Annotated in this window: 26 protein-coding genes and 2 tRNA genes; 23 read left to right on the top strand and 5 right to left on the bottom strand. The window is 42.5% G+C overall.

Annotated features, from left to right (window positions below):
• Window positions 1–70: 70 nt before the first annotated feature.
• Window positions 71–146, bottom strand: a tRNA-Ala gene (locus A7985_RS24740).
• A gap of 128 nt (window positions 147–274) precedes the next feature.
• On the opposite strand from A7985_RS24740, the gene A7985_RS24745 reads away from it, so the two are divergent.
• Both A7985_RS24745 and A7985_RS24750 read left to right on the top strand, forming a co-directional pair.
• Window positions 275–661, top strand: coding sequence for a hypothetical protein (locus A7985_RS24745; protein WP_065793063.1), 387 nt, complete (start codon window positions 275–277; stop codon window positions 659–661).
• Window positions 658–1161 carry a prolyl-tRNA synthetase associated domain-containing protein gene (locus tag A7985_RS24750; protein ID WP_081310732.1) on the top strand — a complete coding sequence of 168 codons (504 nt, stop codon included), beginning with the start codon at window positions 658–660 and terminating at the stop codon, window positions 1159–1161. The genes A7985_RS24745 and A7985_RS24750 overlap by 4 nt, the downstream gene beginning before the upstream one ends.
• On the opposite strand, the gene A7985_RS24755 is transcribed toward A7985_RS24750, so the two are convergent.
• Window positions 1128–2282, bottom strand: a complete 1155-nt coding sequence (locus tag A7985_RS24755; protein WP_065793064.1) for an MFS transporter — start codon at window positions 2280–2282, stop codon at window positions 1128–1130. The genes A7985_RS24750 and A7985_RS24755 overlap by 34 nt on opposite strands.
• Before the next feature lie 254 nt (window positions 2283–2536).
• Here A7985_RS24755 and A7985_RS24760 point away from each other — a divergent pair, with 254 nt between their 5' ends.
• From A7985_RS24760 to A7985_RS24775, 4 genes are all read left to right on the top strand, one after another.
• The gene (locus tag A7985_RS24760; protein ID WP_065793065.1) at window positions 2537–3079 is read left to right on the top strand and encodes a DUF2058 domain-containing protein; all 543 of its coding nucleotides are present in this window, start codon (window positions 2537–2539) and stop codon (window positions 3077–3079) included.
• 118 nt (window positions 3080–3197) lie between these two features.
• Window positions 3198–3521: a c-type cytochrome gene (locus A7985_RS24765; protein ID WP_065793066.1), complete on the top strand. Its 324-nt coding sequence runs from the start codon at window positions 3198–3200 to the stop codon at window positions 3519–3521.
• 150 nt (window positions 3522–3671) lie between these two features.
• On the top strand, window positions 3672–4439 hold the full coding sequence (locus tag A7985_RS24770) for a class II aldolase/adducin family protein (protein WP_065793067.1): 768 nt from the start codon (window positions 3672–3674) through the stop codon (window positions 4437–4439).
• Window positions 4440–4447: 8 nt separating this feature from the next.
• Window positions 4448–5623: a mandelate racemase/muconate lactonizing enzyme family protein gene (locus tag A7985_RS24775; protein WP_065793068.1), complete on the top strand. Its 1176-nt coding sequence runs from the start codon at window positions 4448–4450 to the stop codon at window positions 5621–5623.
• Between the two features lie 74 nt (window positions 5624–5697).
• Here A7985_RS24775 and suhB read toward each other — a convergent pair whose 3' ends face one another.
• Window positions 5698–6501, bottom strand: a complete 804-nt coding sequence (gene suhB / locus A7985_RS24780) for an inositol-1-monophosphatase (protein ID WP_065793069.1) — start codon at window positions 6499–6501, stop codon at window positions 5698–5700.
• A gap of 183 nt (window positions 6502–6684) precedes the next feature.
• Between suhB and trmJ the strand changes: the two genes are divergently transcribed.
• From trmJ to A7985_RS24860, 16 genes are all read left to right on the top strand, one after another.
• Window positions 6685–7422, top strand: coding sequence for a tRNA (cytosine(32)/uridine(32)-2'-O)-methyltransferase TrmJ (gene trmJ, locus A7985_RS24785; protein ID WP_065793070.1), 738 nt, complete (start codon window positions 6685–6687; stop codon window positions 7420–7422).
• 204 nt (window positions 7423–7626) lie between these two features.
• Complete coding sequence (gene iscR / locus A7985_RS24790) at window positions 7627–8118, top strand: Fe-S cluster assembly transcriptional regulator IscR (RefSeq protein WP_063374549.1); 492 nt, start codon at window positions 7627–7629, stop codon at window positions 8116–8118.
• A 23-nt stretch (window positions 8119–8141) separates the two neighbouring features.
• A complete protein-coding gene (locus A7985_RS24795) occupies window positions 8142–9356 on the top strand; it encodes an IscS subfamily cysteine desulfurase (protein WP_065793071.1) in 1215 nt (404 codons plus the stop codon).
• A gap of 59 nt (window positions 9357–9415) precedes the next feature.
• A complete protein-coding gene (gene iscU, locus A7985_RS24800) occupies window positions 9416–9799 on the top strand; it encodes a Fe-S cluster assembly scaffold IscU (protein WP_063358837.1) in 384 nt (127 codons plus the stop codon).
• 10 nt (window positions 9800–9809) lie between these two features.
• Entirely contained in the window at window positions 9810–10133 is a 324-nt protein-coding gene (gene iscA, locus A7985_RS24805; RefSeq protein ID WP_065793072.1) for an iron-sulfur cluster assembly protein IscA, read from the top strand.
• Between the two features lie 61 nt (window positions 10134–10194).
• Window positions 10195–10719: a co-chaperone HscB gene (gene hscB, locus A7985_RS24810; RefSeq protein WP_065793073.1), complete on the top strand. Its 525-nt coding sequence runs from the start codon at window positions 10195–10197 to the stop codon at window positions 10717–10719.
• 32 nt (window positions 10720–10751) lie between these two features.
• On the top strand, window positions 10752–12614 hold the full coding sequence (gene hscA / locus A7985_RS24815; protein WP_065793074.1) for a Fe-S protein assembly chaperone HscA: 1863 nt from the start codon (window positions 10752–10754) through the stop codon (window positions 12612–12614).
• A gap of 1 nt (window position 12615) precedes the next feature.
• Window positions 12616–12954, top strand: coding sequence for an ISC system 2Fe-2S type ferredoxin (fdx, locus tag A7985_RS24820; RefSeq protein ID WP_063374543.1), 339 nt, complete (start codon window positions 12616–12618; stop codon window positions 12952–12954).
• Between the two features lie 68 nt (window positions 12955–13022).
• The gene (locus tag A7985_RS24825; protein WP_065793075.1) at window positions 13023–14453 is read left to right on the top strand and encodes an NAD-dependent succinate-semialdehyde dehydrogenase; all 1431 of its coding nucleotides are present in this window, start codon (window positions 13023–13025) and stop codon (window positions 14451–14453) included.
• 145 nt (window positions 14454–14598) lie between these two features.
• Complete coding sequence (locus A7985_RS24830; RefSeq protein WP_065793076.1) at window positions 14599–15486, top strand: NTP transferase domain-containing protein; 888 nt, start codon at window positions 14599–14601, stop codon at window positions 15484–15486.
• Window positions 15487–15529: 43 nt separating this feature from the next.
• Window positions 15530–16600, top strand: coding sequence for a phosphotransferase enzyme family protein (locus A7985_RS24835; RefSeq protein ID WP_065793091.1), 1071 nt, complete (start codon window positions 15530–15532; stop codon window positions 16598–16600).
• Window positions 16601–16787: 187 nt separating this feature from the next.
• A complete protein-coding gene (locus A7985_RS24840; protein ID WP_065793077.1) occupies window positions 16788–18161 on the top strand; it encodes a Gfo/Idh/MocA family protein in 1374 nt (457 codons plus the stop codon).
• 71 nt (window positions 18162–18232) lie between these two features.
• Window positions 18233–18733, top strand: coding sequence for a hypothetical protein (locus tag A7985_RS24845; RefSeq protein WP_065793078.1), 501 nt, complete (start codon window positions 18233–18235; stop codon window positions 18731–18733).
• Window positions 18734–18815: 82 nt separating this feature from the next.
• Window positions 18816–19070 carry a YkoF family thiamine/hydroxymethylpyrimidine-binding protein gene (locus tag A7985_RS24850; protein WP_065793079.1) on the top strand — a complete coding sequence of 85 codons (255 nt, stop codon included), beginning with the start codon at window positions 18816–18818 and terminating at the stop codon, window positions 19068–19070.
• A complete protein-coding gene (gene pnuC / locus A7985_RS24855; RefSeq protein ID WP_065793080.1) occupies window positions 19070–19690 on the top strand; it encodes a nicotinamide riboside transporter PnuC in 621 nt (206 codons plus the stop codon). Before A7985_RS24850 ends, pnuC begins: the two co-directional genes overlap by 1 nt.
• Window positions 19677–20495 carry a phosphotransferase gene (locus tag A7985_RS24860; protein WP_065793081.1) on the top strand — a complete coding sequence of 273 codons (819 nt, stop codon included), beginning with the start codon at window positions 19677–19679 and terminating at the stop codon, window positions 20493–20495. Before pnuC ends, A7985_RS24860 begins: the two co-directional genes overlap by 14 nt.
• 23 nt (window positions 20496–20518) lie before the next feature.
• On the opposite strand, the gene A7985_RS24865 is transcribed toward A7985_RS24860, so the two are convergent.
• Window positions 20519–20701, bottom strand: a complete 183-nt coding sequence (locus tag A7985_RS24865; RefSeq protein WP_063358849.1) for a helix-turn-helix domain-containing protein — start codon at window positions 20699–20701, stop codon at window positions 20519–20521.
• A gap of 210 nt (window positions 20702–20911) precedes the next feature.
• Between A7985_RS24865 and A7985_RS24870 the strand changes: the two genes are divergently transcribed.
• Window positions 20912–20986: transfer RNA gene (locus tag A7985_RS24870), tRNA-Arg, on the top strand.
• Window positions 20987–21010: 24 nt separating this feature from the next.
• On the opposite strand, the gene A7985_RS24875 is transcribed toward A7985_RS24870, so the two are convergent.
• Window positions 21011–22711: a hypothetical protein gene (locus tag A7985_RS24875; protein ID WP_065793082.1), complete on the bottom strand. Its 1701-nt coding sequence runs from the start codon at window positions 22709–22711 to the stop codon at window positions 21011–21013.
• Between the last annotated feature and the right edge of the window lie 59 nt (window positions 22712–22770).

Consider the following 22770-nt stretch of genomic DNA (forward strand, 5'->3'; position numbering starts at 1 on the left):
TGCGTGCAAGGCAGGCGCTCTCCCAGCTGAGCTATAGCCCCACTTTACTTGGGAATATCGCAAAAGAAATTGGTGGAGCTAAGCAGGATCGAACTGCTGACCTCCTGCGTGCAAGGCAGGCGCTCTCCCAGCTGAGCTATAGCCCCAACATGTCTTTTGGACGAGGCGCAATTTAAATACTTTTCGTTGCGACGTCAAGTTTTTTCGCTAAAAAATTTTCTTACAAGCGGTTTGGGCTTTGATACACTGGAACAAATTTTTAGCTAGGAAGATTATGAAGCGTTTATTGATTTTGCTTTTATCGAGCTCGATTGTTGCCTGTACTTCAGTGCCTGAAGAAGCTTTTGAAATAGAAAAACAGACATTTCACAAAAGAACAAGCGACCAAGGTGCCTTTGAGTTTGCTTTTATTGTAACTGTTAAAGCGACGCCGAGGATGGAGCTGGCTAAAAATAAACCTGTTTCAAAAAAAGAGCTTAAAGAGTTTGCAGAATTTAAGCGCGTCGAAGAGTCGCCAGAATTGAAACTCGCACTAGAAGAGACCGCTGTCGAGTTGTTAGAGGAAACGTTAGTAAAAGAAGCTTATTGTCAGTCCGGTTATAACATTGACAATGTGTATTGGCGACAACGCAGCGTTCAGTTGAGAGGGCATTGTCTGTGACATTGCCTTCGCACACTGAGATTGCGCAAAGTTTGCAAGCACTGAATATAGATTATTTGAGTTATGAGCATCCCCCGTTGGCCAATTGTGATGTCGCAAAAAGTATTGGCCTAAAGCGTGAAGGAACGGGCCTGAAGAATCTATTTTTGAGAGATAATTATGGGAAACGACACTTCCTCGTGATTACCCTCGCCCAAAAGCAACTGGATTTAAAATTACTATCAAAACAGCAAGGGGTGTCACGGCTCGGTTTTTGCTCTCCTGAACGACTTGCTAAATTCTTAAAAGTTAAACCCGGTTGTGTCTCAGCGCTTGCGATAGAGAATGATGATACTCAGCAAGTGGAGCTGTGGCTTGATAAAGCGTTGGAAAATACGCCTTTATGGCAGTGCCATCCTTTTGAGAATGACAAAACCTGGGTGCTTCATCTAGATGACTTGAAAAAGTTTTGGGCTAAAACAGGTCATCAACCACACTGGGTCGACTTGCCTACACGATGATTAAGCCAGGTTAAATAGCCGCCAATGACACAGACGAGTAGTAAACTCAGCAAAAATGCTTGTAACCCAAAAGCTTGATAAATAAGCCCCGGCAAAAATGACCCAAGCGCACCACCGCTATAGTAAAAGGATACATAAGCACCATTTGTGATACTTGTATGAGCGGAGCTGATTTCATTTGCCAAGGGCGCTGCACTGGCATGAATGATAAACATGCATGCACAAAAGAGTGTGAAGGTAGTAATAAGTATACCTAAGCTTTGCCACTGCATGAGTATTAAACTGACGCTGTATACACAAAAGACAGCACTGAGTACAACCCAATTATTTGGATGTAATTTGTGTAAAAAAGGTGTGCTCATCGATATTAAAGCCCCGACTAAATATCCACTGTATACCCAACCAATCAGTTTTGGATCTGTCAATTTGTACTCATTACTGAGAATAAAGGGGAGGTAATTCAAAAGTGCAGAAAAACAAAAAAACATACAAAATACAGCGCTGTAAAGGCGCAGCAAAGGCCTATGTTGGAGTGGCCGCAAGTACTCAAGTGGCGAAGATAAAGGGCGGGGGGGCGCGTGTACGTCTGGCGTTTTTTTGGGTTTAATCCATAGGGTAAATAATATTAACAGCGCTGCATTAAATAGGTAAAAGCTTTCCCAACTCCACCATGCCGCAAAGTTTGCGGCGAGTATTCGCCCAAAGTATCCTCCGGCAATGGTGCTGCCAACGTACCAAGTCATGTTTTTTCTCAGGCATTGTCCTTGCCATGTTTGCCCTATGTAGCTTGTCATTGCTGTTAAAGCAGCTGGTAGCAGCAAACCTTCGATAAAGCGTAATAGCAAAAAGAGCTCAAAGTGCTGTTGAAGAGAAATAAATACAGAACAAAAAGCTAATAGCAGCATGGAAATTTTGAGTATTTTTAACTTGGAGTGATTGGCCAGAAGCAACCCATAGCAGATTGGTGCAATTGCTAAAGGGAGCATTGTCACAGTCATTAATAAGCCGGTCTTAGCGGGCGTTATGGCATATTGCTGAGCGAATTGCGCAAGCAGTGGCTGTGGTGCATAGAGCACAAAAAATGTAGCCACAGAGCAAAGCATTAGATGAAATATGGACATTCTTATTCTTTCAGTAAAATTACCAATCTAATTATCTACTTTTGACGCAATAAATCTGCATATATGTAATAAAAACTTGTTGTGCATCATAAATTTTATTCTTCACTTTGGTAGATTTTATGCTGAGGTCCGAGTTAAAAAACAAAAAAACCATCAAAGTGTATTTAAACTTGCCGTCAGTTGGTGAAATTGTTTAGAGATTTACTAATTTTTTTATTAAAATGGCTGCAAGTTTAGATTGATGGAGTGGCATTATGGGTTCTCTACAGGATCAGCTTTTAAAAGCAGGTTTGACGACCGAGCACAAGATGAAAGTCGCTAAAACGGAAAAGCGCAAACAACAGAAAAAGAAGAAAAAGAAAGGCGCGACTAGCGACCAAACGGATCTGCAAAAACATATAGAGCAGACAAAACTCGCACAGCAACAAAAAGCTGAAGCGTTAAATAAAGCAAAGCAAGATGACTTGAAAGAGCGAGAGCAAGTTGCTCGCGTCAAGCAAATCTTAGAGCACCATAACCAAGATGAAATTAAGGGCGACAGAACATTTAATTTCACTTACGAAAGCAAAATTAAAGAGCTGGATGTAAACGAAAAAACTCAGCAAGCTTTGTCAAAAGGGCGATTGGCAATTTGTGTGCTTGAAGGGCAGTTTTATGTTCTAGAAGATGAACCAGCTAGAAAAGTTGCAGAAGTAGACGAAAAGTACATTGTTTTCCATGTTGAAGACAGTAGTAACCAAGTTGATGAAGACGACCCGTATGCAGGGTATGAAGTGCCTGACGATTTGACTTGGTAAATTGATTAGCTCGTTTCTTTTACTGGTTAGGTTCGCTTTCTAATCTGGATAAGTAATTGTGTAGAGAAGCATTTGGTCTACTACACTGGTTAAATAACCGTCAAATAAGAGAAACGATATGACTAAACTAAAGCAACTCGTAATCGCGTCCGGCATAGCAACCATCACTTTACTTTCAGGCACCGCTGCGGCTGCCGATGGTAAAGCTTTGTATACAGCAAAACTCTGTCAAACTTGCCATGGAGCTGAAGGTAAAGCACCTATTATGCCTTTATATCCGAAAGTAAATGGGCAAAGTAAAGAGTATTTGCTGGCTCAAATGAAGGACATCAAATCAGGTAAAAGGAGCAACGGCATGTCTGCGGCGATGAAAGCAATGGTTGCCAATGTTTCTGATGCCGAATTAACAGCGATAGCTGAGTACCTATCGACAGTAAAATAAGCTGTTCTTTTGATTGAAAAGCCACCGTTTTAGGTGCTTTTTAGTTGTTAATTAAATAACGTAGGGCGTACTCTGCGTATTGAACTATTTTTTTATGTGATTTAGACTTCTATACATCTAAAATCACCATGGCGGATTTAAGGAGCCGAGATGTTTGAACTACCTGAATTGAATTTAAAAGGTAAAGTAAGCGAAGAAGAATGGCAGTTGCGCGTTGATCTCGCAGCCTGTTATCGCTTGGTTGAGCATTTTCGTTGGGGTGACTTAATATATACACATATGTCTGCGAGGTTACCGGGAACAGATCACTACCTTGTAAATGCGTTTGGCCTCAGTTTTGACGAAGTCACTGCGTCGAATCTCGTTAAGGTCGATCTACAAGGTAATATCCTTGACGATACGCCATTTGAAATTAACCCTGCTGGATTTACTATCCACAGCGCGATCCATGAAGTGCGCGAAGATGCTCACTGTGTGATCCATTTACATACCAAAGAGACGATTGCAGTGGCGAGTTTAGAAGGTGGCTTGCAGCCACTTAGCCAGCATAGCATGTTCTCGCTTCCTTCTCTGTCATACCATGGCTATGAAGGATTGGCTGTAAACGATGACGAGAAAGCACGGTTACAAGCTGATCTGGGCAATACCAATCATATGTTGTTAGTAAACCATGGTGGATTAACTGTTGGACCGACGGTAGGTGATGCCTTCATGCGCTTTTATGATTTGCAAAGAGCATGCGAAATTCAAGTTGCTATTTTGGCAACTGGCCAACCTGCAATTCCGGTTCCTCAGCCTATTCAAGATAATATTTATAATCAAGCTAAGGTTGTACACAGTGGAAGTACTGGTGGTCAATTGGCTTGGCCTGCAATGCTCAGAAAAGCGCACCGCTTAGATCCTGGCTTTGCTCAATAGGAGTCAAAATGAAAGTAAATCGCGTCGAAGTATTTGATATTCATTGTCCAGATAGACCAGCTTGGACCCCAGTGTTTGTCCGTATTCATACGGACGAAGGTATTTCAGGGGTTGGCGAGGCTGGGCTTGCGTATGATTTAGGACACAGCGCAGCTGCAAGCATGATTAAAGAGATGGCTGAAGCATTTTTAATCGGTCATGACCCATTTCAAACGGAGCTGCTTTGGTCACGCATGTTGCGTGAAAGCTTTTGGGGACTCGGTGGTGGGCCCGTTGTTTATGCCGCTATGAGCGCCATTGATACTGCGCTTTGGGACATCAAAGGTAAGGCACTTAATTTACCTGTTTATCAGCTCCTTGGTGGTAAAGTAAACCCAGAGTTGCGCACTTATGCCTCTCAGTTACAGTTTGACTGGGACAGTGAGTTCAAAGCCCTTGTGCAGCCGCATGAATATGCTGAAGCAGCACATAAAGCACTTGCAGAAGGCTATGACGCAGTTAAAGTTGACCCTATCATGTACGATAAAGATGGGAATACTTACTACGACCGCACAAAGCTGATTTCTCGCGCAGAAATGAAGTTATATCGCGAGCGTATGAAAGCAATTCGTGAAGCCGTTGGCGATGAAGTGGATATCATTTTTGAATGTCACAGCCTGCCAGGTGCAACTTCTGCAATTCAAATCGCTGAAATTGCACAAGAGTTTGATTGTATGTACTACGAAGAACCGGTGAACTACCTTAACCACTCATTACATGCAAAAGTTGCGAACAAAACGGCCGTGCCAATTGCCGGTGGTGAGCGATTATACAATCGTTGGGATGTACGCCCGTATTTTGAAGATCAAAGTATCGATGTATTGCAACCCGATATCGGTTTGTGTGGTGGATTTACAGAAACTAAAAAAGTGTGTGATTACGCAGATATCTTTGATATTAGAATACAAGCCCATGTTTGTGGTGGCCCAGTTGCTACTGCTGCGTCATTGCACCTTGAAAGCGCCATTCCTAACTTTTTGATTCACGAGCATCACACTTACGCAATTAAAAAGTGGAATAGAGAGCTGTGCTTACAAGATCCGCAGCCGCAAAATGGCATATTTAAAGTTTCTGAGGAGCCGGGTATCGGTATTGAGCTAAATGACGAAGTCGTGATGCGTTCACAGCGCGTTGAAATCAAGTAGTCTTTAAGTTCAAATTGCACTTAATAAAAAACCCAGGCGTTGCCTGGGTTTTTTTTCAAAAGTCGCTATCAAACTTATTTTAGTAATGACTCAGTCAAAACTGGGCGAATTTCTTTTACAATCGCCTGACAAAGCTTTGGCGCACCACATACGATGTTACCGCTGTTGTTGTAATTAGCGCCGCCCGCAAAGTCCATAAGCATGCCGCCAGCTTCTTTTACAAGTAACTCACCAGCTGCTGTATCCCATGGTTTTAGACCAATCTCATAGAATCCATCAATACGGCCTGCAGCGACGTAAGCCATATCTAATGCAGCAGAACCTGCGCGACGGATATCAGCCGTGTGGATGAATAGCGCTTTAAATGCTTCTGTGTACGCATCTAAGTGATGTTTTTGTTTGAACGGGAAGCCTGTTGCCAACACGCTACCAGCAAGCTCGTTGCTTTTGGTAACACGAATACGTTTGTTGTTTAGCTGAGCGCCTTGACCACGAGAAGCGGTGAAAAGTTCACTGCGAACAGGGTCGTAAATTACTGCCTGTTCAACGCGGCCTTTAACTTTTAATGCGATAGACACCGCGAAATGAGGGATGCCCTTGATGAAGTTAGTTGTGCCATCAAGTGGATCAATAACCCAAAGGTAATCATTGTCTTTGCCATCAGTGTGGCCTAGTTCTTCTCCAACAATTGCGTGGTCAGGGTAAGATTTTAGAATAGTTTCACGGATCACACGTTCAGCTTCTGTGTCTACACTTGTTACGAAGTCGTTAGTACCCTTTTGGGCTGCTTCAACTTGAGACAAATCTTCACATGCACGTAAGATCACTTTACCCGCGTTACGCGCAGCGCGTACCGCAATGTTTAACATTGGATGCATAGCATTACCTTTGAATTGTAAAAGAACTAAATTTTTTGAGCCGGCGTATTCTAGCGATTTTTTGGATAAAGTAAATAACTTTCAGTGAATAATTTTGGTGTTTTTTTATACAGACGTGATGATGGTATCGTTCTATGCCCCTATGTTAAACTAGGCCATTATTTTTGTCTGAGATAAACAAGCATGGCATTACAAGATATTAGAATCGTACTTGTGAACACTTCACACTCTGGAAATATAGGCTCGGTTGCACGCGCAATGAAAACGATGGGCTTTTCACAGCTCTATTTAGTTGACCCTGCGTGTGAGGTCGATAGTCATGCCAGCGCATTGGCAGCAGGCGCAACGGATGTACTAGGTAATGCCGTTACGGTTGAAAAATTAGAAGATGCGATTGCAGATTGTAGTTTAGTAATAGGCACCAGTGCGCGCTCACGTACTCTGTCATGGCCAATGGTAGACCCGCGAGAATGCGCACAAAAGCTCGTGGCTGAATCTGCATCTGGACCTGTTGCTTTGGTATTTGGTCGAGAGAATAGTGGGTTAACCAATGAGGAATTGCAGCTGTGTAATTATCACGTGTGTATCCCTGCAAACCCTGAATATAGCTCGCTGAACTTAGCTATGGCCGTGCAGACGCTAACTTATGAAACGCGGATGACGTATTTAGATACGCAAGAAGCGCAGCCTGAAGAAGATGATACGAAATACCCAACTTCAGAGCAGATGGAGTTATTCTACGAGCACTTAGAGTCGACGCTCAGTGAGACAGGGTTTATTGTGAAACAGCATCCCGGCATGGTGATGACGAAGTTAAAGCGTTTGTTTAATCGCGCAAGACCAGAAGATCAAGAATTGAACATTCTCAGAGGTATCCTTAGCTCTGTAAACAAATCTACCAAACAGAACACGAAAGATTAATTAGTTTCAACACGGTAATACTTGACTAAATTACTCGGGTAATTACAATGTGCGTAATACCTGATTAAATTAGTCAGGTATTACGAAAAATAGGTGCTAAGTAAGTAGTAACTTATTTAATAAGCAATAGACGTCGTTAATACTTGACTATCTTAGTCAGGTAATTACAATTTGCGACTTTGATAAATTTACCTAGAGGCGCGTATGAAACTGACTTCAAAAGGCAGATATGCAGTGACAGCAATGCTTGATGTTGCTTTGCACGCCAACATCGGTCCTGTGCCTCTGGCTGATATTTCTGAGAGACAAGAAATATCTCTATCATATCTCGAGCAATTATTCGCGCGATTACGCAAGCATGGACTTGTGAGCTCTGTTAGAGGTCCTGGTGGCGGTTATTTACTGGGCCGAGATGCACACACAATCTCCGTTGGAGATGTCATTAATGCTGTAGACGAATCAGTAGACGCAACTCGCTGTCATGGCGAGGGGGGCGGATGTCAAAGTGGTATGCGTTGTCTGACTCACACACTTTGGTCAGATCTTAGCGTGCGAATTGAAGAGTTTTTAAACAGTATTTCCCTTGCCGAGCTAGTCGCCAACTCTGATGTGCAATCCGTTGCGTCACGTCAGGATAGAAGCGTTAGCGATGCGATGAAGCAATTAGATAATATTCAAGTGAGTTGCCAACTTTAGTTTGGCGTCAAGCGGAGAAAGAAATGAAATTACCGATATATTTAGATTATGCTGCGACCACGCCGGTTGATCAGCGTGTTGCTGACGAAATGATGCAATGCCTGACAATGGATGGTAATTTTGGTAATCCTGCGTCCCGTTCACACCGTTTTGGTTGGCAGGCCGAAGAGTTAATAGACCAAGCGCGTAATGATATCGCTGATTTAATAAATGCTGACCCTCGCGAAATTGTATTTACATCGGGTGCAACAGAATCAAATAACCTTGCTATCAAAGGTGCGGCTAACTTTTATCAAAAGAAAGGTAAGCACATCATCACCGTTAAGACTGAGCACAAAGCTGTCATTGATACGTGTCGCGAGTTAGAGCGCCAAGGTTTTGAAGTAACCTATATGGACGTTGAAGAAAACGGCCTTTTGGATCTTAAAAAGCTTGAAGACGCAATCCGTGAAGACACGATCTTAATTAGTGTTATGCATGTGAACAACGAGCTAGGTGTTATTCAAGATATTGCGACTATCGGCGAAATGTGTCGTGAGCGCAAGATTATGTTCCACGTAGATGGTGCACAAAGTGCAGGTAAAGTTGCAATTGATATGAAACAACTAAAAGTTGATTTCATGTCTTTCTCTGGTCACAAAGTATATGGCCCTAAAGGGATTGGTGCACTGTATGTTCGCCGTAAACCTCGTGCTCGCCTAGAAGCGCAAATGCACGGCGGTGGCCATGAGCGTGGTATGCGTTCAGGTACATTGGCAACGCATCAAATCGTCGGCATGGGTTCAGCTTTCCGTGTTGCTAGACAAGATTTTGATAAAGACCATGCGCATATCAGCGCATTACGCAAGCGTTTAGTTGACGGCATTATGGATATGGAAGAAGTGTATTTTAATGGCACTGTCGACCAGTCTGTCCCAGGTATTGTGAACATCAGCTTTAACTATGTTGAAGGTGAATCACTTTTGATGGCCGTTAAAGATATTGCTGTATCTTCAGGCTCTGCATGTACTTCGGCAAGCCTTGAACCTTCATACGTATTACGTGCATTAGGTCGCAATGATGAATTGGCACACAGTTCAATTCGTTTCAGCATCGGACGTTTTACGACAGAAGAAGAAATTGACTACACCATTAAGCTAATCAAAGACTCCATCGGCCGCCTAAGAGAAATGTCTCCGCTTTGGGAGATGTTTAAAGAGGGTATCGATTTAGATTCAGTTGAGTGGGCACACCATTAAGCAAGTCAGCTTATATTGACACTGTAGCAGGTATATAAGCGGTTAGTGAGGAAAGAGTTATGGCATATAGTGATAAAGTAATTGACCACGTGGAAAACCCACGTAACGTAGGTACGTTAGACAAAAACGACCCGAATGTAGCAACTGGTATGGTTGGTGCGCCGGCGTGTGGTGACGTAATGAAGCTGCAAATTAAAGTTTCTGATGAAGGTGTTATCGAAGACGCTAAGTTTAAAACTTACGGCTGTGGTAGTGCAATTGCTTCGTCTTCACTGGTAACCGAATGGGTGAAGGGCAAAACATTAGACCAAGCAGCTGAAATTAAAAATACAGACATTACAGCAGAGCTTGAGCTACCACCGGTGAAGATCCACTGTTCAATTCTTGCTGAAGACGCTATTCAAGCAGCGATTGCAGATTACAAAAGCAAACAAGCGAAGTAAGAGATAGATTATGGCAGTGACATTAACTGAAGCAGCAGCAAATCGAGTACAAACGTTCCTCACGAATCGAGGAAAGGGCATTGGCTTGCGTTTGGGTGTTAAAACTACAGGTTGCTCAGGTCTTGCATATGTTCTCGAGTTCGTCGATGAGCTTGCAGAGGGTGATGAAGTGTTCGAAGAAATGGGCGTTAAAATCATCGTTGATGCAAAAAGTTTGGTTTATATCGATGGCACAGAGTTAGACTACACCAAAGAAGGTCTGAATGAAGGGTTTAAATTTACAAACCCAAATCAGAAAGACGAATGTGGGTGTGGTGAAAGCTTTACTGTTTAGCCTGTGATATTAGTTTGAGCTAAAGCCCTGCCTTGGTAGGGCTTTGCTGTATTAGGTCCGTATGCGATATTTTGAATTATTTAATTTGCCTGCAATTTATAACGTTGACTTAAAACAATTGAATCAACGTTACTTAGAGCTGCAAAGAGCGGTACACCCTGACAAATATGCTGGTAAAAGCGAGCGTGAAAAGCTGCTAGCCGTGCAAAAAACCTCAGAGATAAATGACGCACTCGCCGTGCTCAAACACCCTGTGAAGCGAGCAGAGTATATGTTGAGTGAACGTGGCGTAGATATACGTGCAGAGCAACAAACATTGCAAGATCCAGCATTTTTGATGCAGCAAATGGAGCTTCGCGAAGCGCTGGAAGACATACAGCATAGCTCAGACCCTGAATCTGAAATTGATGCGTTTGAATCGCAAATAAAACTGTTAGACAAGCAGTACAGTGAGAAGCTGTCTGAGCAGTTGATAGCACAAGATATATCTGTACTAGAAGTCGCTGCGGATAATGTTCGCAAACTAAAGTTTATTTATAAGTTACGTGAAGAATTGTCTCGTATTGAAGACAATCTTCTCGACTAATTTAGCGTCACTACTTAAGTTAAAAGAATACTATGGCATTATTGCAAATTGCTGAGCCGGGGCAGAGCGCGGCACCACATGAACATAAACTCGCGATTGGTATCGATCTGGGCACCACTAACTCTCTGGTTGCGACGGTCCAAAGCGGAGAAGCGAGAGCTCTGCCTGATCTGAATGGTGAAGCGATGTTGCCTTCGGTGGTGCGTTATCACGCAGAGTCGATTACCGTAGGTAAAGACGCTCAGTTGGCTGCGGTTGAAGACCCGACGAATACACTGATTTCTGTGAAACGCTTTTTAGGTAAGTCGATTACTGAAGTTGAAGCACGATATCAGCAACTCCCGTATGAGTTTGTTGATCACCAAGGTGCTTTGGCGATCAGCACTGTCGCAGGTCCTATCAATCCAATTCAGGCCTCTGCTGAAATTTTAAAGTCTCTTTATCAAAGAGCGACAGACAGCTTTGGTGGTGAAGAGATTGTTGGTAGCGTAATCACAGTTCCCGCTTATTTTGACGATGCACAAAGGCAGAGTACGAAAGACGCAGCTGAAATCGCAGGGCTTAAAGTATTACGTTTATTAAATGAACCGACAGCAGCCGCAGTGGCGTATGGCTTAGACTCTGGTCAAGAGGGTGTGATCGCTGTATACGATTTAGGGGGCGGCACATTTGATATCTCCATCTTGCGTTTAAACCAAGGCGTATTTGAAGTATTGGCAACGGGTGGCGACTCAAGTTTAGGTGGTGACGATTTCGATGCGATATTAGTAGAGCACTTTAAATCTGAATTAAACCTCAGTGATTTAACACCTCATGAATTGCGTTTGTTAATTCAAAAAGCGAAGGCGTGTAAAGAAGCGCTCAGCAGCTATGAAAAAGCAAATGTTAAATTACCTCTGCGTGAAACAGAGCATTTAGTTACTATCACGCAAGCGCAGTTTGCTGAGCTTGTCGCGCCCCTTGTTAAACAAACTCTAAGAGCATGTCGCCGTGCTTTAAAAGATGCCGAAGTAACCAAAGAAGAAGTCCTTGAAGCAGTTATGGTTGGTGGTTCGACGCGTATGCCTGTGATCCGAGAGGCTGTGGGTGAGTTTTTTGATAAAAAACCGCTGACGTCAATTGACCCAGACCGCGTTGTCGCAATTGGGGCTGCGATTCAAGCTGATATTCTGGCCGGTAACAAACCTGACTCAGATATGCTGCTGTTAGATGTATTGCCACTGTCATTGGGTCTAGAAACGATGGGTGGGTTGGTTGAGAAAATTATACCTCGTAATACCACTATTCCTGTCGCACGAGCTCAAGAATTTACCACATTTAAAGACGGTCAAACCGCAATGTCTCTACATGTGCTGCAAGGTGAGCGTGAGCTGGTAGATGACTGTCGCTCTTTGGCCAAGTTTAGCTTAAAAGGTATTCCGGCTATGGCGGCAGGTGCTGCTCATATACGTGTTACATTTAAAGTTGATGCAGATGGGTTACTGAGTGTTTCTGCAATGGAGAAGTCAACGGGTGTTCAGGCTGAAATTCAAGTGAAGCCGTCATTTGGTTTAAGTGACGATCAGGTCGCACAAATGCTGAAAGATTCCATGAGTTTTGCTAAAGAAGATATGCAAGCGCGTATGTTGAAAGAGCAACAAGTCGAAGCGCTGAGAGTATTAGAAGCTTTAGAGGCTTCATTGGAAACCGAATCTCATTTGCTCAATGAAGGTGAGCTACAAGCATTGCGTACTGCGATGGCGATGTTAGATGACAAGCGATTAAATGCATCTGAGCCTGAAGAAATTAAGCAAGCTATTGAAGTGGTGGATGATGCAAGTAGTGAGTTTGCATCACGCCGCATGGATGTATCAATTAAACAGGCACTGCAAGGTCAGTCAGTAGACGAGGTTTAAAATGCCACAAATTATCTTTTTACCCCATGAAGAGCTATGTCCAGAGGGCGCGGCAATAGAAGCTAAATCTGGTGATACAGTACTAGATGTTGCGTTAAAAAATGGTATTAGTATTCCTCACGCATGCGAGAAGTCATGTGCATGTACCACTTGTCATGTTGTTATCCGTGAGGGTTTCGACTCAATGGAAGAAAGTGATGAGTTAGAGGACGATATGCTAGATAAAGCTTGGGGCTTAGAGCCTGAGTCTCGTTTAGGCTGTCAAGCTGTGATAAACGATGAAGACTTGGTTGTAGAAATACCAAAATACAACCTAAATATCGTGAATGAAGAGCACTAATAAAATTATTACTTAAACAAAAGGCTGTAGTTAATCACTACGGCCTTTTTTGTTTGGAGCACATAGATATGTCTAATGAAACTAACACAACGTACTCCATAATAAATGGCCAATCCCATCAAAGCACTGCCATGCTTGATGTTCGAAACCCAGTAGATAACGCGTTAATAGCCAGAGTCTCAGAGGTGGATGAACACGCAGCTGAGCGTGCAATTAAATGTGCTAATAATTGCTTTATTGAATTAAAAAGCACAACAGCACAAGCTCGGGGTGATACTCTGTTTCGTTGGTATCAGCTTATTTTACAGAATAAAAAGCGGCTAGCTGAACTGGTTACACGAGAACAGGGGAAACCGCTTAAGGAAGCGCTGGCTGAGGTTATGTATGCGGCAGGCTATGTTAAATGGTTTTCCCAAGAGGCTGAGCGAACGAATGGTGCAGTTATTCCAGCGCAAACCATCCATCATCAACTAAGAACTTTAAAGCAAGGTATTGGTGTCGTTGTGGGTATAACGCCGTGGAACTTTCCTTTGGCGATGATAACGCGCAAAGTTGCGCCCGCCTACGCTGCTGGGTGTAGTTTTATTTTAAAACCCTCAGAGTTAACCCCTTTAAGCGCCATTGAGCTGGCGAAACTAGCGCTGGAAGCAGGCTTCGAACCCGGTGCCTTTCAAATACTCATAACATCTAAGCCTCAAGACTTGGTGACGCAATTAAATAGCCACCCTTCAGTACGTAAACTGACATTTACTGGCTCAACAGCTGTTGGTAAGTTATTACTTGAGCAAACCGCACGGTCTGTAATGCGTACATCCCTAGAGCTGGGCGGAAATGCGCCGTTTATTGTTTTCGAAAGTGCTGATTTGGAGGCCGCTTTAGAAGGGCTGATGATGGCGAAGTTTCGTAATGCCGGCCAAACATGTATTGCGGCGAATCGAGTTTATTTACACAGTGCGATCAAGTCTCAATTTATTGAGATGTTGAAAAGTCGACTGCAAACGTTAGTCATCGGTGATGGCTTAGGTGAAAATGTAGATTTGGGCCCGTTAATAAACAGTGCAGCAAAACAAAAAGCCTTGAGTTTATTAGATGATGCATGCAAGCACGGTGCAAACATTGTTTATCAAGGAGAGAGCCAAACCGGGAATTATTTATCACCGGTGATCCTCGAAAATGTAGAGCCAGCTATGGCGATATATAACACGGAAATATTTGCTCCTATCGTAAGTGTGATTGAGTTTCAAACCGAAGAGCAGGTCGTTAATATGGCGAATGACGTAGACGTTGGCCTAGCGGCATATGTTTATTCATCTAATATTGACTTGCTCCACCGTGTTTCTATGGTGCTTGACTTTGCAATGATAGGTATAAACGAAGGTGCGATTTCAAATCCAGCAGCGCCATTCGGAGGGATGAAGCAGTCAGGCCTTGGCAGAGAAGGCGGAGCAGAAGGGATTGATGAATATCTAGAAGTAAAATATTTATGCCAACGCTTTTGAATTGATATGTGCGTCCACTAATAATAGTTAGCACTAAATATGCAAAAATTGTATTTGGAACAATGCAATTTTTGCAACTGCTTTAAATTTGTGAAAAAGCTAGGTAGACTCCTTGAACTTAAAATAAATTGCTAGTGAATTTATTATGACATATGCAGCACTACCTTCATTGGTTGTATTGGCTGGCGGCTTAGGCACGCGTTTTGGTGGAGGAAAGCAAATAGCAGAACTACCAAAGCTAGGCAGAACAATCATGGAACTCAGCATTATCGATGCTTATAACGCTGGTGTAAGGCACATAGTCTTAGTCATCAATGAAACTGTAAGGGACGTGGTGGAGTCCAGAGTGCTACCCAGATTACCAACTGGCTTGCGAATAGATTTAGTCGAGCAGTCTGTAGGGTTAGTACCGAGCAGGTTTGCCTCGATTGTTGCAAATCGTGAAAAACCTTGGGGTACCGGGCATGCGTTACTCTGTGCAAAACCATTTGTATCAGGTAATGCAATCGTCATTACAGCTGACGACTATTATGGACCGAATGCATATGTACAGCTCGTTGAGCATTTTTGCTCTGCAAATCATGATACTAGCAAAATGGCAATAGTAGCCTATCCTTTATCACAAACGATGTCTGAAGTGGGCGGTGTAAATAGAGGTGTTTGTAAGCTTCATAATAACCACCTTGTGTCAGTCCAGGAATATACAGATATCAAACACGCTGAATTTGGCTTTACTGGGGTACATGATAAGCAGTTAAAATCGATTCATGAAAGTGCTCTAGCTTCGATGACCTGTTGGGGAATAACGCAAACATTGTTCACGCATTTAGAGTCTCAATTTGAACGCTTTTTAGAATCTCATGACAGCGATGTCAAAAAAGAGTATTATCTACCTGATTGCATTCAGCACATGATTAATTTAGAGCAAACTACCGTCCGTGTATACTCGTCGCGTGATCGATGGTTTGGTGTTACTTATAAAGAAGAAATTGACAGTGTCGCAGGAAAAATACATGAACTACGTCACGGATGAATTAGCCGGAAGTTTAATTACTACACCCATTTACAAGGTAAGTATGGAATATCGTTCGATCGCTGAGCATTTAGCTGGACAGTACGGTCTGTCAGGTGAAGAGATCTCAATGAAACCTATTGGAAGTGGGCATATTAACACTACTATGCTTTTGACGGACGGCAAAAGAGTGCTTGTCGTTCAAAAGTTAAATACCACTGTGTTCCCCAAGCCGGAGCAGCTGGTTGGTAATGCTCGCCTAATCGAAAAACATTTGGCGTCTAAAGCACAGTCAGGCACGTATGGTTTAGGGATCATAAAACACGTCGCAACCACTGCTGGTGATTATTTGGTAAATTACCAAGATGATGTATGGCGTGCACTGGAATTTATAGGAAAAAGCTATAGCGAAGATGTTGTTGATTGTGCCGTGAAGGCGCAAACTGCAGCAGGTGCATTTGGTGGTTTTGCAAATGCGTTGAATGACTTTGATGCGACGCAACTAAACACTGTGATCCCTGATTTTCACAATTTGAGTATGCGCATAGAAAAGCTGAAAGAACTTATCGAGAGTGACCCTCTTGGACGTGGTCAATCTTGTCTTGAAGATATTGCATTCTGCGAATCTCAGTTTGAGCTTGCACAAGAAGTCAACGTTGTGGAAGCGACTTTACCGCTGCGTGTATGCCACAATGATACAAAAATTAATAACATGCTGTTCAACTCGGAGACCAATGCGGCGAAAGCGGTTATCGACCTTGACACGTGTATGCCAGGTTATTGGTTATATGACTTTGGCGATATGGTACGCACCTTTTGTTCTCCAGAGCAAGAAGACTCAACCAATTTGAGTAATGTAGTTGTTCGTATCAATATCTTTGAAGCGATTGTAAAGGGTTATATATCGGCTGTAGCCGATAAGCTGACTGAAGCGGAAAAGCGCAGCTTTATATTAGGCGCCAAAGTAATGCCATTTATGATAGGCATTCGCTTTTTGACGGATTATCTGGATGGTGACAATTACTTTGCAGTAAAACATGACACACATAACCTAGAACGCGCACGAAATCAGTTTGCTTTGTACAAAGATATTGTCAATAAAGAAGCGCAGTTAAGTGCAATCATAAACTCATAAAAAAAGCGCGTAAGCGCTTTTTTTTATGAGTTTATCGCATCTTTTTGCTAATCGAATCTGCATCAGTTAGCGTTACCACGGCCTGTATTGCTATTGAGCGAACTTTGCTTCAAGAGCAAGACACCGTTTGAAATCTTAAGTCAAAAACAAAAATTAAATAAATTTAGGCTTTATTCTAGGAACAAAGATGACTCATATAAACAGAAGACACTTTTTAAAGGCTGCTGGCGCTGCGGCGGCTGCCGGTATGGTTTCAGGCTGTGCACAGTCCCAACAAAGCACGCATCATTCGTCACGTCAGCATGGTAAATCGGTCATCGGTCTGATTGCTCCTAAGATGGATGTTGTCAGAGTTGCATTTATTGGCGTTGGACAACGAGGTTATGGGCATGTTAAGCGCATGAGTTATATTGAGGGCGCTGAAATCGTCGCAATTTGTGATACTCATAGCGAAGTTTTGGAACGTTCTGCTAAGTTTTTATCCGACAGTGGCAAAAGCAAGCCAGCATTATACGGAAATAATGATTTGGCATATCAAGATATGTTAGCCCGTGAAGATATCGATATTGTCATTATTTCTACCCCATGGAAATGGCACGCGCCTATGGCGATTGACACGATGAACAGTGGAAAGCATGCATTTGTTGAGGTGCCGCTAGCGTTGACTGTCGAGGAGATGTGGCAAATTGTTGACACGGCAGAGCGCACGCAGAAAAACTGCATGATGATGGAAAACGTGAACTATGGTCGCGATGAATTGATGGTGCTGAACATGGTTCGCCAAGGTATATTTGGAGAATTATTACACGGAGAAGCAGCCTATATTCACGAGCTTCGTTGGCAAATGAAAGAGGTAGAGCATAAAACCGGATCGTGGCGCACAGAGTGGCATACGCGTCGCGATGGCAACTTATACCCAACTCATGGCCTTGGGCCAATATCTCACTATATGAATATCAACCGTGGAGATCGATTTGACTACCTAACCTCGATGAGTTCGCCAGCGCTTGGGCGTGCGGCTTATGCTCAAAGAGAGTTTAGTGCCGATCATCAACGGAATAAGCTGAACTACATTTGTGGTGATATGAATACCACGATGATAAAGACAGTAAAAGGGCGTTCAATTATGGTGCAGCACGATACGACAACGCCTAGGCCTTACTCGCGTCACAATTTGATCCAGGGTACTAATGGTGTATTTGCTGGGTTTCCTAATCGTATCGCGCTAGAAAGCGGTGGCAGAGGCTCTTTCCATGATTGGGATGAAGATATGAGCTACTGGTACGACAAATATGACCACCCATTATGGATAAAAATGGGTAAAGAGGCAGAGCGCAATGGGGGTCATGGTGGTATGGACTTCTTGATGTTTTGGCGCATGATTTACTGTTTAAGAAATGGTGAGCCGCTAGATCAAGATGTTTATGATGGCGCCGCGTGGTCGGTGATATCGCCGCTGTCGGCTCAGTCGGTTGCCAATAGAAGTGAGTCTGTTTCTATTCCAGATTTTACAAGAGGACAATGGCAAACAGCGGCGCCTTTTGGCATCGTTGGAGCCTAGAAAAAAAGCGCCGTGCAGGCGCTTTTTTTATGTTTAAATAGATACAAGTTCATCATAAGAGAGGCGTTAGCATGCTAAAATCCATCAGCTTATGTTTGTTATCAATATTACTTACTGCCTGTAATAGCACCTATAAAGAAGATCAACAGTCAGAGCTGTCTACTGTTGTAAACAAGTATATTAAGACGTATCAAGCGAGAAATAATTTTACAGAGTTTCTTTCTTACTATGACGAAAATGTAGTTATGGAGGACATGCTTTACGGCGTGAAAGTTGATGATAAATTAGCGTTCTCCGAGTTTTTTAATTGGGAAGCGGGTAAGTTTCAGGTATTGGATGGTAAGTCGACCTTTGAAGTCACGCAATTGGTTATCGATCAGGATGCGCGAACCGCTGTTTTATCTGGTGTGTTTAACCCTTTTTCTTACAATGAGCAGCAGCTCGGGCCATGGAGATTTACAACAATATTGAAATTTAACCAAGCAGGGCTAATTTCATATCAACAAGATTGGATTAACTATTTTCCGAGATCATTCGTCAGTGAAGCAAAAAACCTAAATACAGCACGCTAGCATAAGTTATTTTGCCCAACAGGGGGCTTAGCATGTACACTGCTGAGCATATTAATGCTGTTGTTACACTGAGGAAGATTCAATGCAGCTGTCTGTAGAAATTAGCAAGTACCCACTAAATTCAGATTACATACCATTTATAAAATCGTTTATAGAAAGATTGAATACCCATAAAGGGCTTAAAGTGATCACAAATACCATGTCGACGCAAATTTTTGGTGACTATGATGATGTGATGAATGTACTCCAAAAAGAGATCAAGGCCTCTTACGAGCAGTTTGGTAAGTGTGTTTTTGTTTGTAAGTTTATATCTGGCGATTTATCACCTGAGGCGTAATGGAACTGATTTACGAAACGTTTGCAGGTTTTACTGCAATGTCGGGGTGGGAATATTTAGCGGTTGTATTGTCAATGCTGTATCTATTGCTCGCTATTAAAGAAAATATCTGGTGTTGGCCGGCAGCATTTTTCAGTACATTCATCTACACAATTATGTATTGGAATGGTGCATTGCTGATGGAGTCATTCTTACACTTTTATTATCTGGCAATGGCGTTTGTTGGATGGTGGATGTGGCGTTCTGGTAACAAGAATGAAGATTCGAAAATTGTTTCTTGGTCACTGCATCGTCATGTGGTGATTATTGTCGTCACTGCCTGTATTGCTGTGATCATGGGTTACATTACGGATACCTATACCCATGCGGATTTACCTTACTTAGATAGTATGACTACTTGCTTTGCCATCGTAACAACCTATCTTGTGGCAAAAAAAGTATTAGAGAATTGGCTGTATTGGATATTAATTGATGCTACCTCTATGTATTTGTATTATTTAAAAGGCTATTACCCAACGCTTGCTCTCTATGTTTTTTATACCGTTATGGCTTGCTGGGGCTACAAAAAGTGGTATGAAGAATACACTAAGAAAGAAGGTAAGCCACTTGCGGAACTCTGAGCTAGCGCATGTTTACGCTGTTTTAAACCAACTGTATCCAAACCAGCAAATAAGTAAGGCTAGAAAGCTTAAAAAAGGCTTCAGTAATCACAACTATTATTTTGAACATGGTGCAGATAAGAGGTTACTAAAATTATTTGCTGGTGACGTACCGGTGACAGCGTTGCAAGTACAGCAACAACTTGCGGAGCTTGGGAGTGCTCAGTCTGTTATATATGTTGATGAGCAAGAAAAAGTAGCTGTACTCGAATACCTGACGGCAACGTCATACGATGCGGATGTGTCTAAAGAACTTATTAGGGCACTAGCAACGATTCATCGATGTAACGTGCCTAAAACAGCTAATCTGGACTTGGCACATAGTCTCATCGAAGCCGCAGCTTTTATGCAACTTGATAATTTGGCAAATGATTTAATTCAACAGCTATCTCATTGGCCAAGTGATATACGTTACTGTCACAATGATTTGGTGAAAGACAATGTGTTAGAAACATGCAAGGGCGTTTATATTATTGACTTTGAATACGCGCAACACAACGACCTGTATTTTGATTTGGCTGCTTTGTGCTGTTCATTTTCACTTAATAGCCAGCAGAAGCAAGCCTTATTGGATGACTACTACGCAGAGTGTAAAGAGTCTACCCCCAGCTATGCGGGCAATAAGCTTGAGACATACATCGGCTGTTATTTAATTGTGAGTATTGCTTGGTATCAAAGAAAACACCTTGAAGCGCATTGTGCGCCGTTAGAACAGTTGTTGAACAAGTGGTTGAAAGAAAGTCGGAAGGTTTTGCCTCGCAAGTAATCGCAAGCGAGGCGTTAGATTACTTAAATGCCACCTAGCCGTTTCGCTAGTTCTTTATATTTTTCGACATCATCCTTGTCAAAGATCGGTTGACCATTCTCGTCATGGTCTTTTGCAATCAGTAAGTTTTCTCTTGCAAGCCGTCTTACACGCTCCACTTTTACACTTAAAAACTCTGCAACTTGCTCAGTGGTCATAGGGGTCATAATACAAATCCTCTAGATGATGTTAGGTAGCTCAGCTACTAAAATCGATTTACGTTTATTATTGTTAAACTCTAAGCATAGCTAAATATATAAGAATTAGTCCAATTGAATATGATTTTTAGTAATTAGTTTAAATTATAGACATACAGTCTTGGCTGGGCTGGTATTTCTGTAAAGATATGATTATTATGATGCTGCCTTTATTACTGTGCTCTCGTGGTGAAATGGATATCACGTGGCTCTCCGGAAGCTAAGTTACAGGTTCGATCCCTGTCGAGAGCGCCAGTATTCACATCTGAAACCTTTAAGTTAAAATTTATTCTTTACGGTGAAATGCCACTGCACTGAATCTACTTTATCGGGTTTATCAATTGGTGCTGCTAAATCTAGGTGTAGTACAAGACCAGAATTTGCACGACTGGGCGCCATTCTCAATCCAAAGCCAATATTTTTATAGTACTGACTGTTTTCGATAAAGAGCGCTTTGCCTTCAACGCGGCCAATATCAAAATAAGCGGCGCCGCCAACTTTAAATAGCTGAAATAAGTCATACTCCCAGTAGTAACGTTTTTCCAGATTGAGTACGATGCGCTTTTCCCCTTGTAAATATCGCGCTGGGAAGCCCCTGAGGCCTGTTTCTCCTCCTAATGTAAGCTGTTTATCCTCTGTAAGATGCTTACCATGGGCTACGTTTAATTGCGCATACCAAGACTCAAAGTTATCTGTGTTTAAGTAATACTCTAAATTTAGCTGAGTGATAAAGTTCTCGGTTTCACCTTTTTCAACATTCCAATTACCATCGACTGAAAGCAAAAATCGCATCAAGCTTTGTTCAGAGGTAAAATGTGCCTTGCTAAGTGATGCATTCCAAATCCACCGAGTGTCATCATTGGTGACGGAGTTACTTGAATAGCCTAGCAGTGTATTGATGTTCCAACCGAGGTTAAGGTCTTCGGTTCGGTATATAGAATCAAAGTTTTTAACTTTGATAAAAGCATCTTGAAACCATTGGGTTTGCACGTAGGGATAACGAAGTGTTCGGTCTTCAGCAATCGGCAAGCGAGTTTCTGTGATTTTACTAAAAGACTGCTTTTCATCTCGGTAGCCGACGATGAGCCTGCGTGTCCAACTATCGTCGAGCTGTTTTGCCATACCAAAATAGGCTTGAGATAGTTCAGTTTCTTGTAGAAACTCAGAAACGGTTTCACCGTTCTCATACAGTGGCTCTATACGTTTATTTGCAAAGTTAAGTACGCCGTAACTGTAGGGGGTATTGGTTGAAAAAAAAGGGTAATCGACACCGATATAGTGTCTTTCTCCGTCATCATTATCTGAATACTCTAATCTACCTTGATATCGTGTAGAGAGTATATTGGGATCGTCGTACACAAACAGATAGCCACTTCTATCTGCGTCATCAATATGCGTTAAAGAGAGGCGCTTACCATGCCCAAATAGGTTACTCTCACGAAAGCCAATACGGCTTGAGTTTTCGCCGCCACTGCGACTAAAGCTTATATCTGGTAGCAAAGTCCAAAGATCTCTAGTGACAACGGTTACTGCGACATTACCATCACAGTCGGGCTCCGCAAAGACACGGGCATCATATAAATAGGATTGTTGGCGAAGTAAACGTTCAGACTCGACAAGCAACTTAGGGTCATATTTACTTTGTTCTTTAAATAGCAGGATACTTTTAATTACATCTGGTTTAGTTGTTACATGAGCCCGGTTAGCAAATCTAAATAAGGCATTGTCTTCTTCAGGCAAGGAAGTATCAAAAACGTTTAGCTGATGGAGGGTGATTGAAGAAATCGTAGCATTTTCTAATTGTGGCAAAACATGTTCCGAGCTGAGCTCTCGTGTATAGCTTCCATCTATGAAATGTGCGGGGCGCTCATTGCCGCAACTTTGAAGCCATTTAGCGTGATCTTTAGCCCACGCTATCGAGGGGCTACCAAAAAGCGGTGTTGTTAAAAATACTAAAAAACAAATTCTTGATAGCACCATATGTATGCCCAATACCGTTTATTCTTATTAGTATGGCTTAATTTAGGCACACATGCTTG

Source organism: Pseudoalteromonas luteoviolacea (assembly GCF_001696455.1).
Classification (GTDB): domain Bacteria; phylum Pseudomonadota; class Gammaproteobacteria; order Enterobacterales; family Alteromonadaceae; genus Pseudoalteromonas; species Pseudoalteromonas luteoviolacea_C.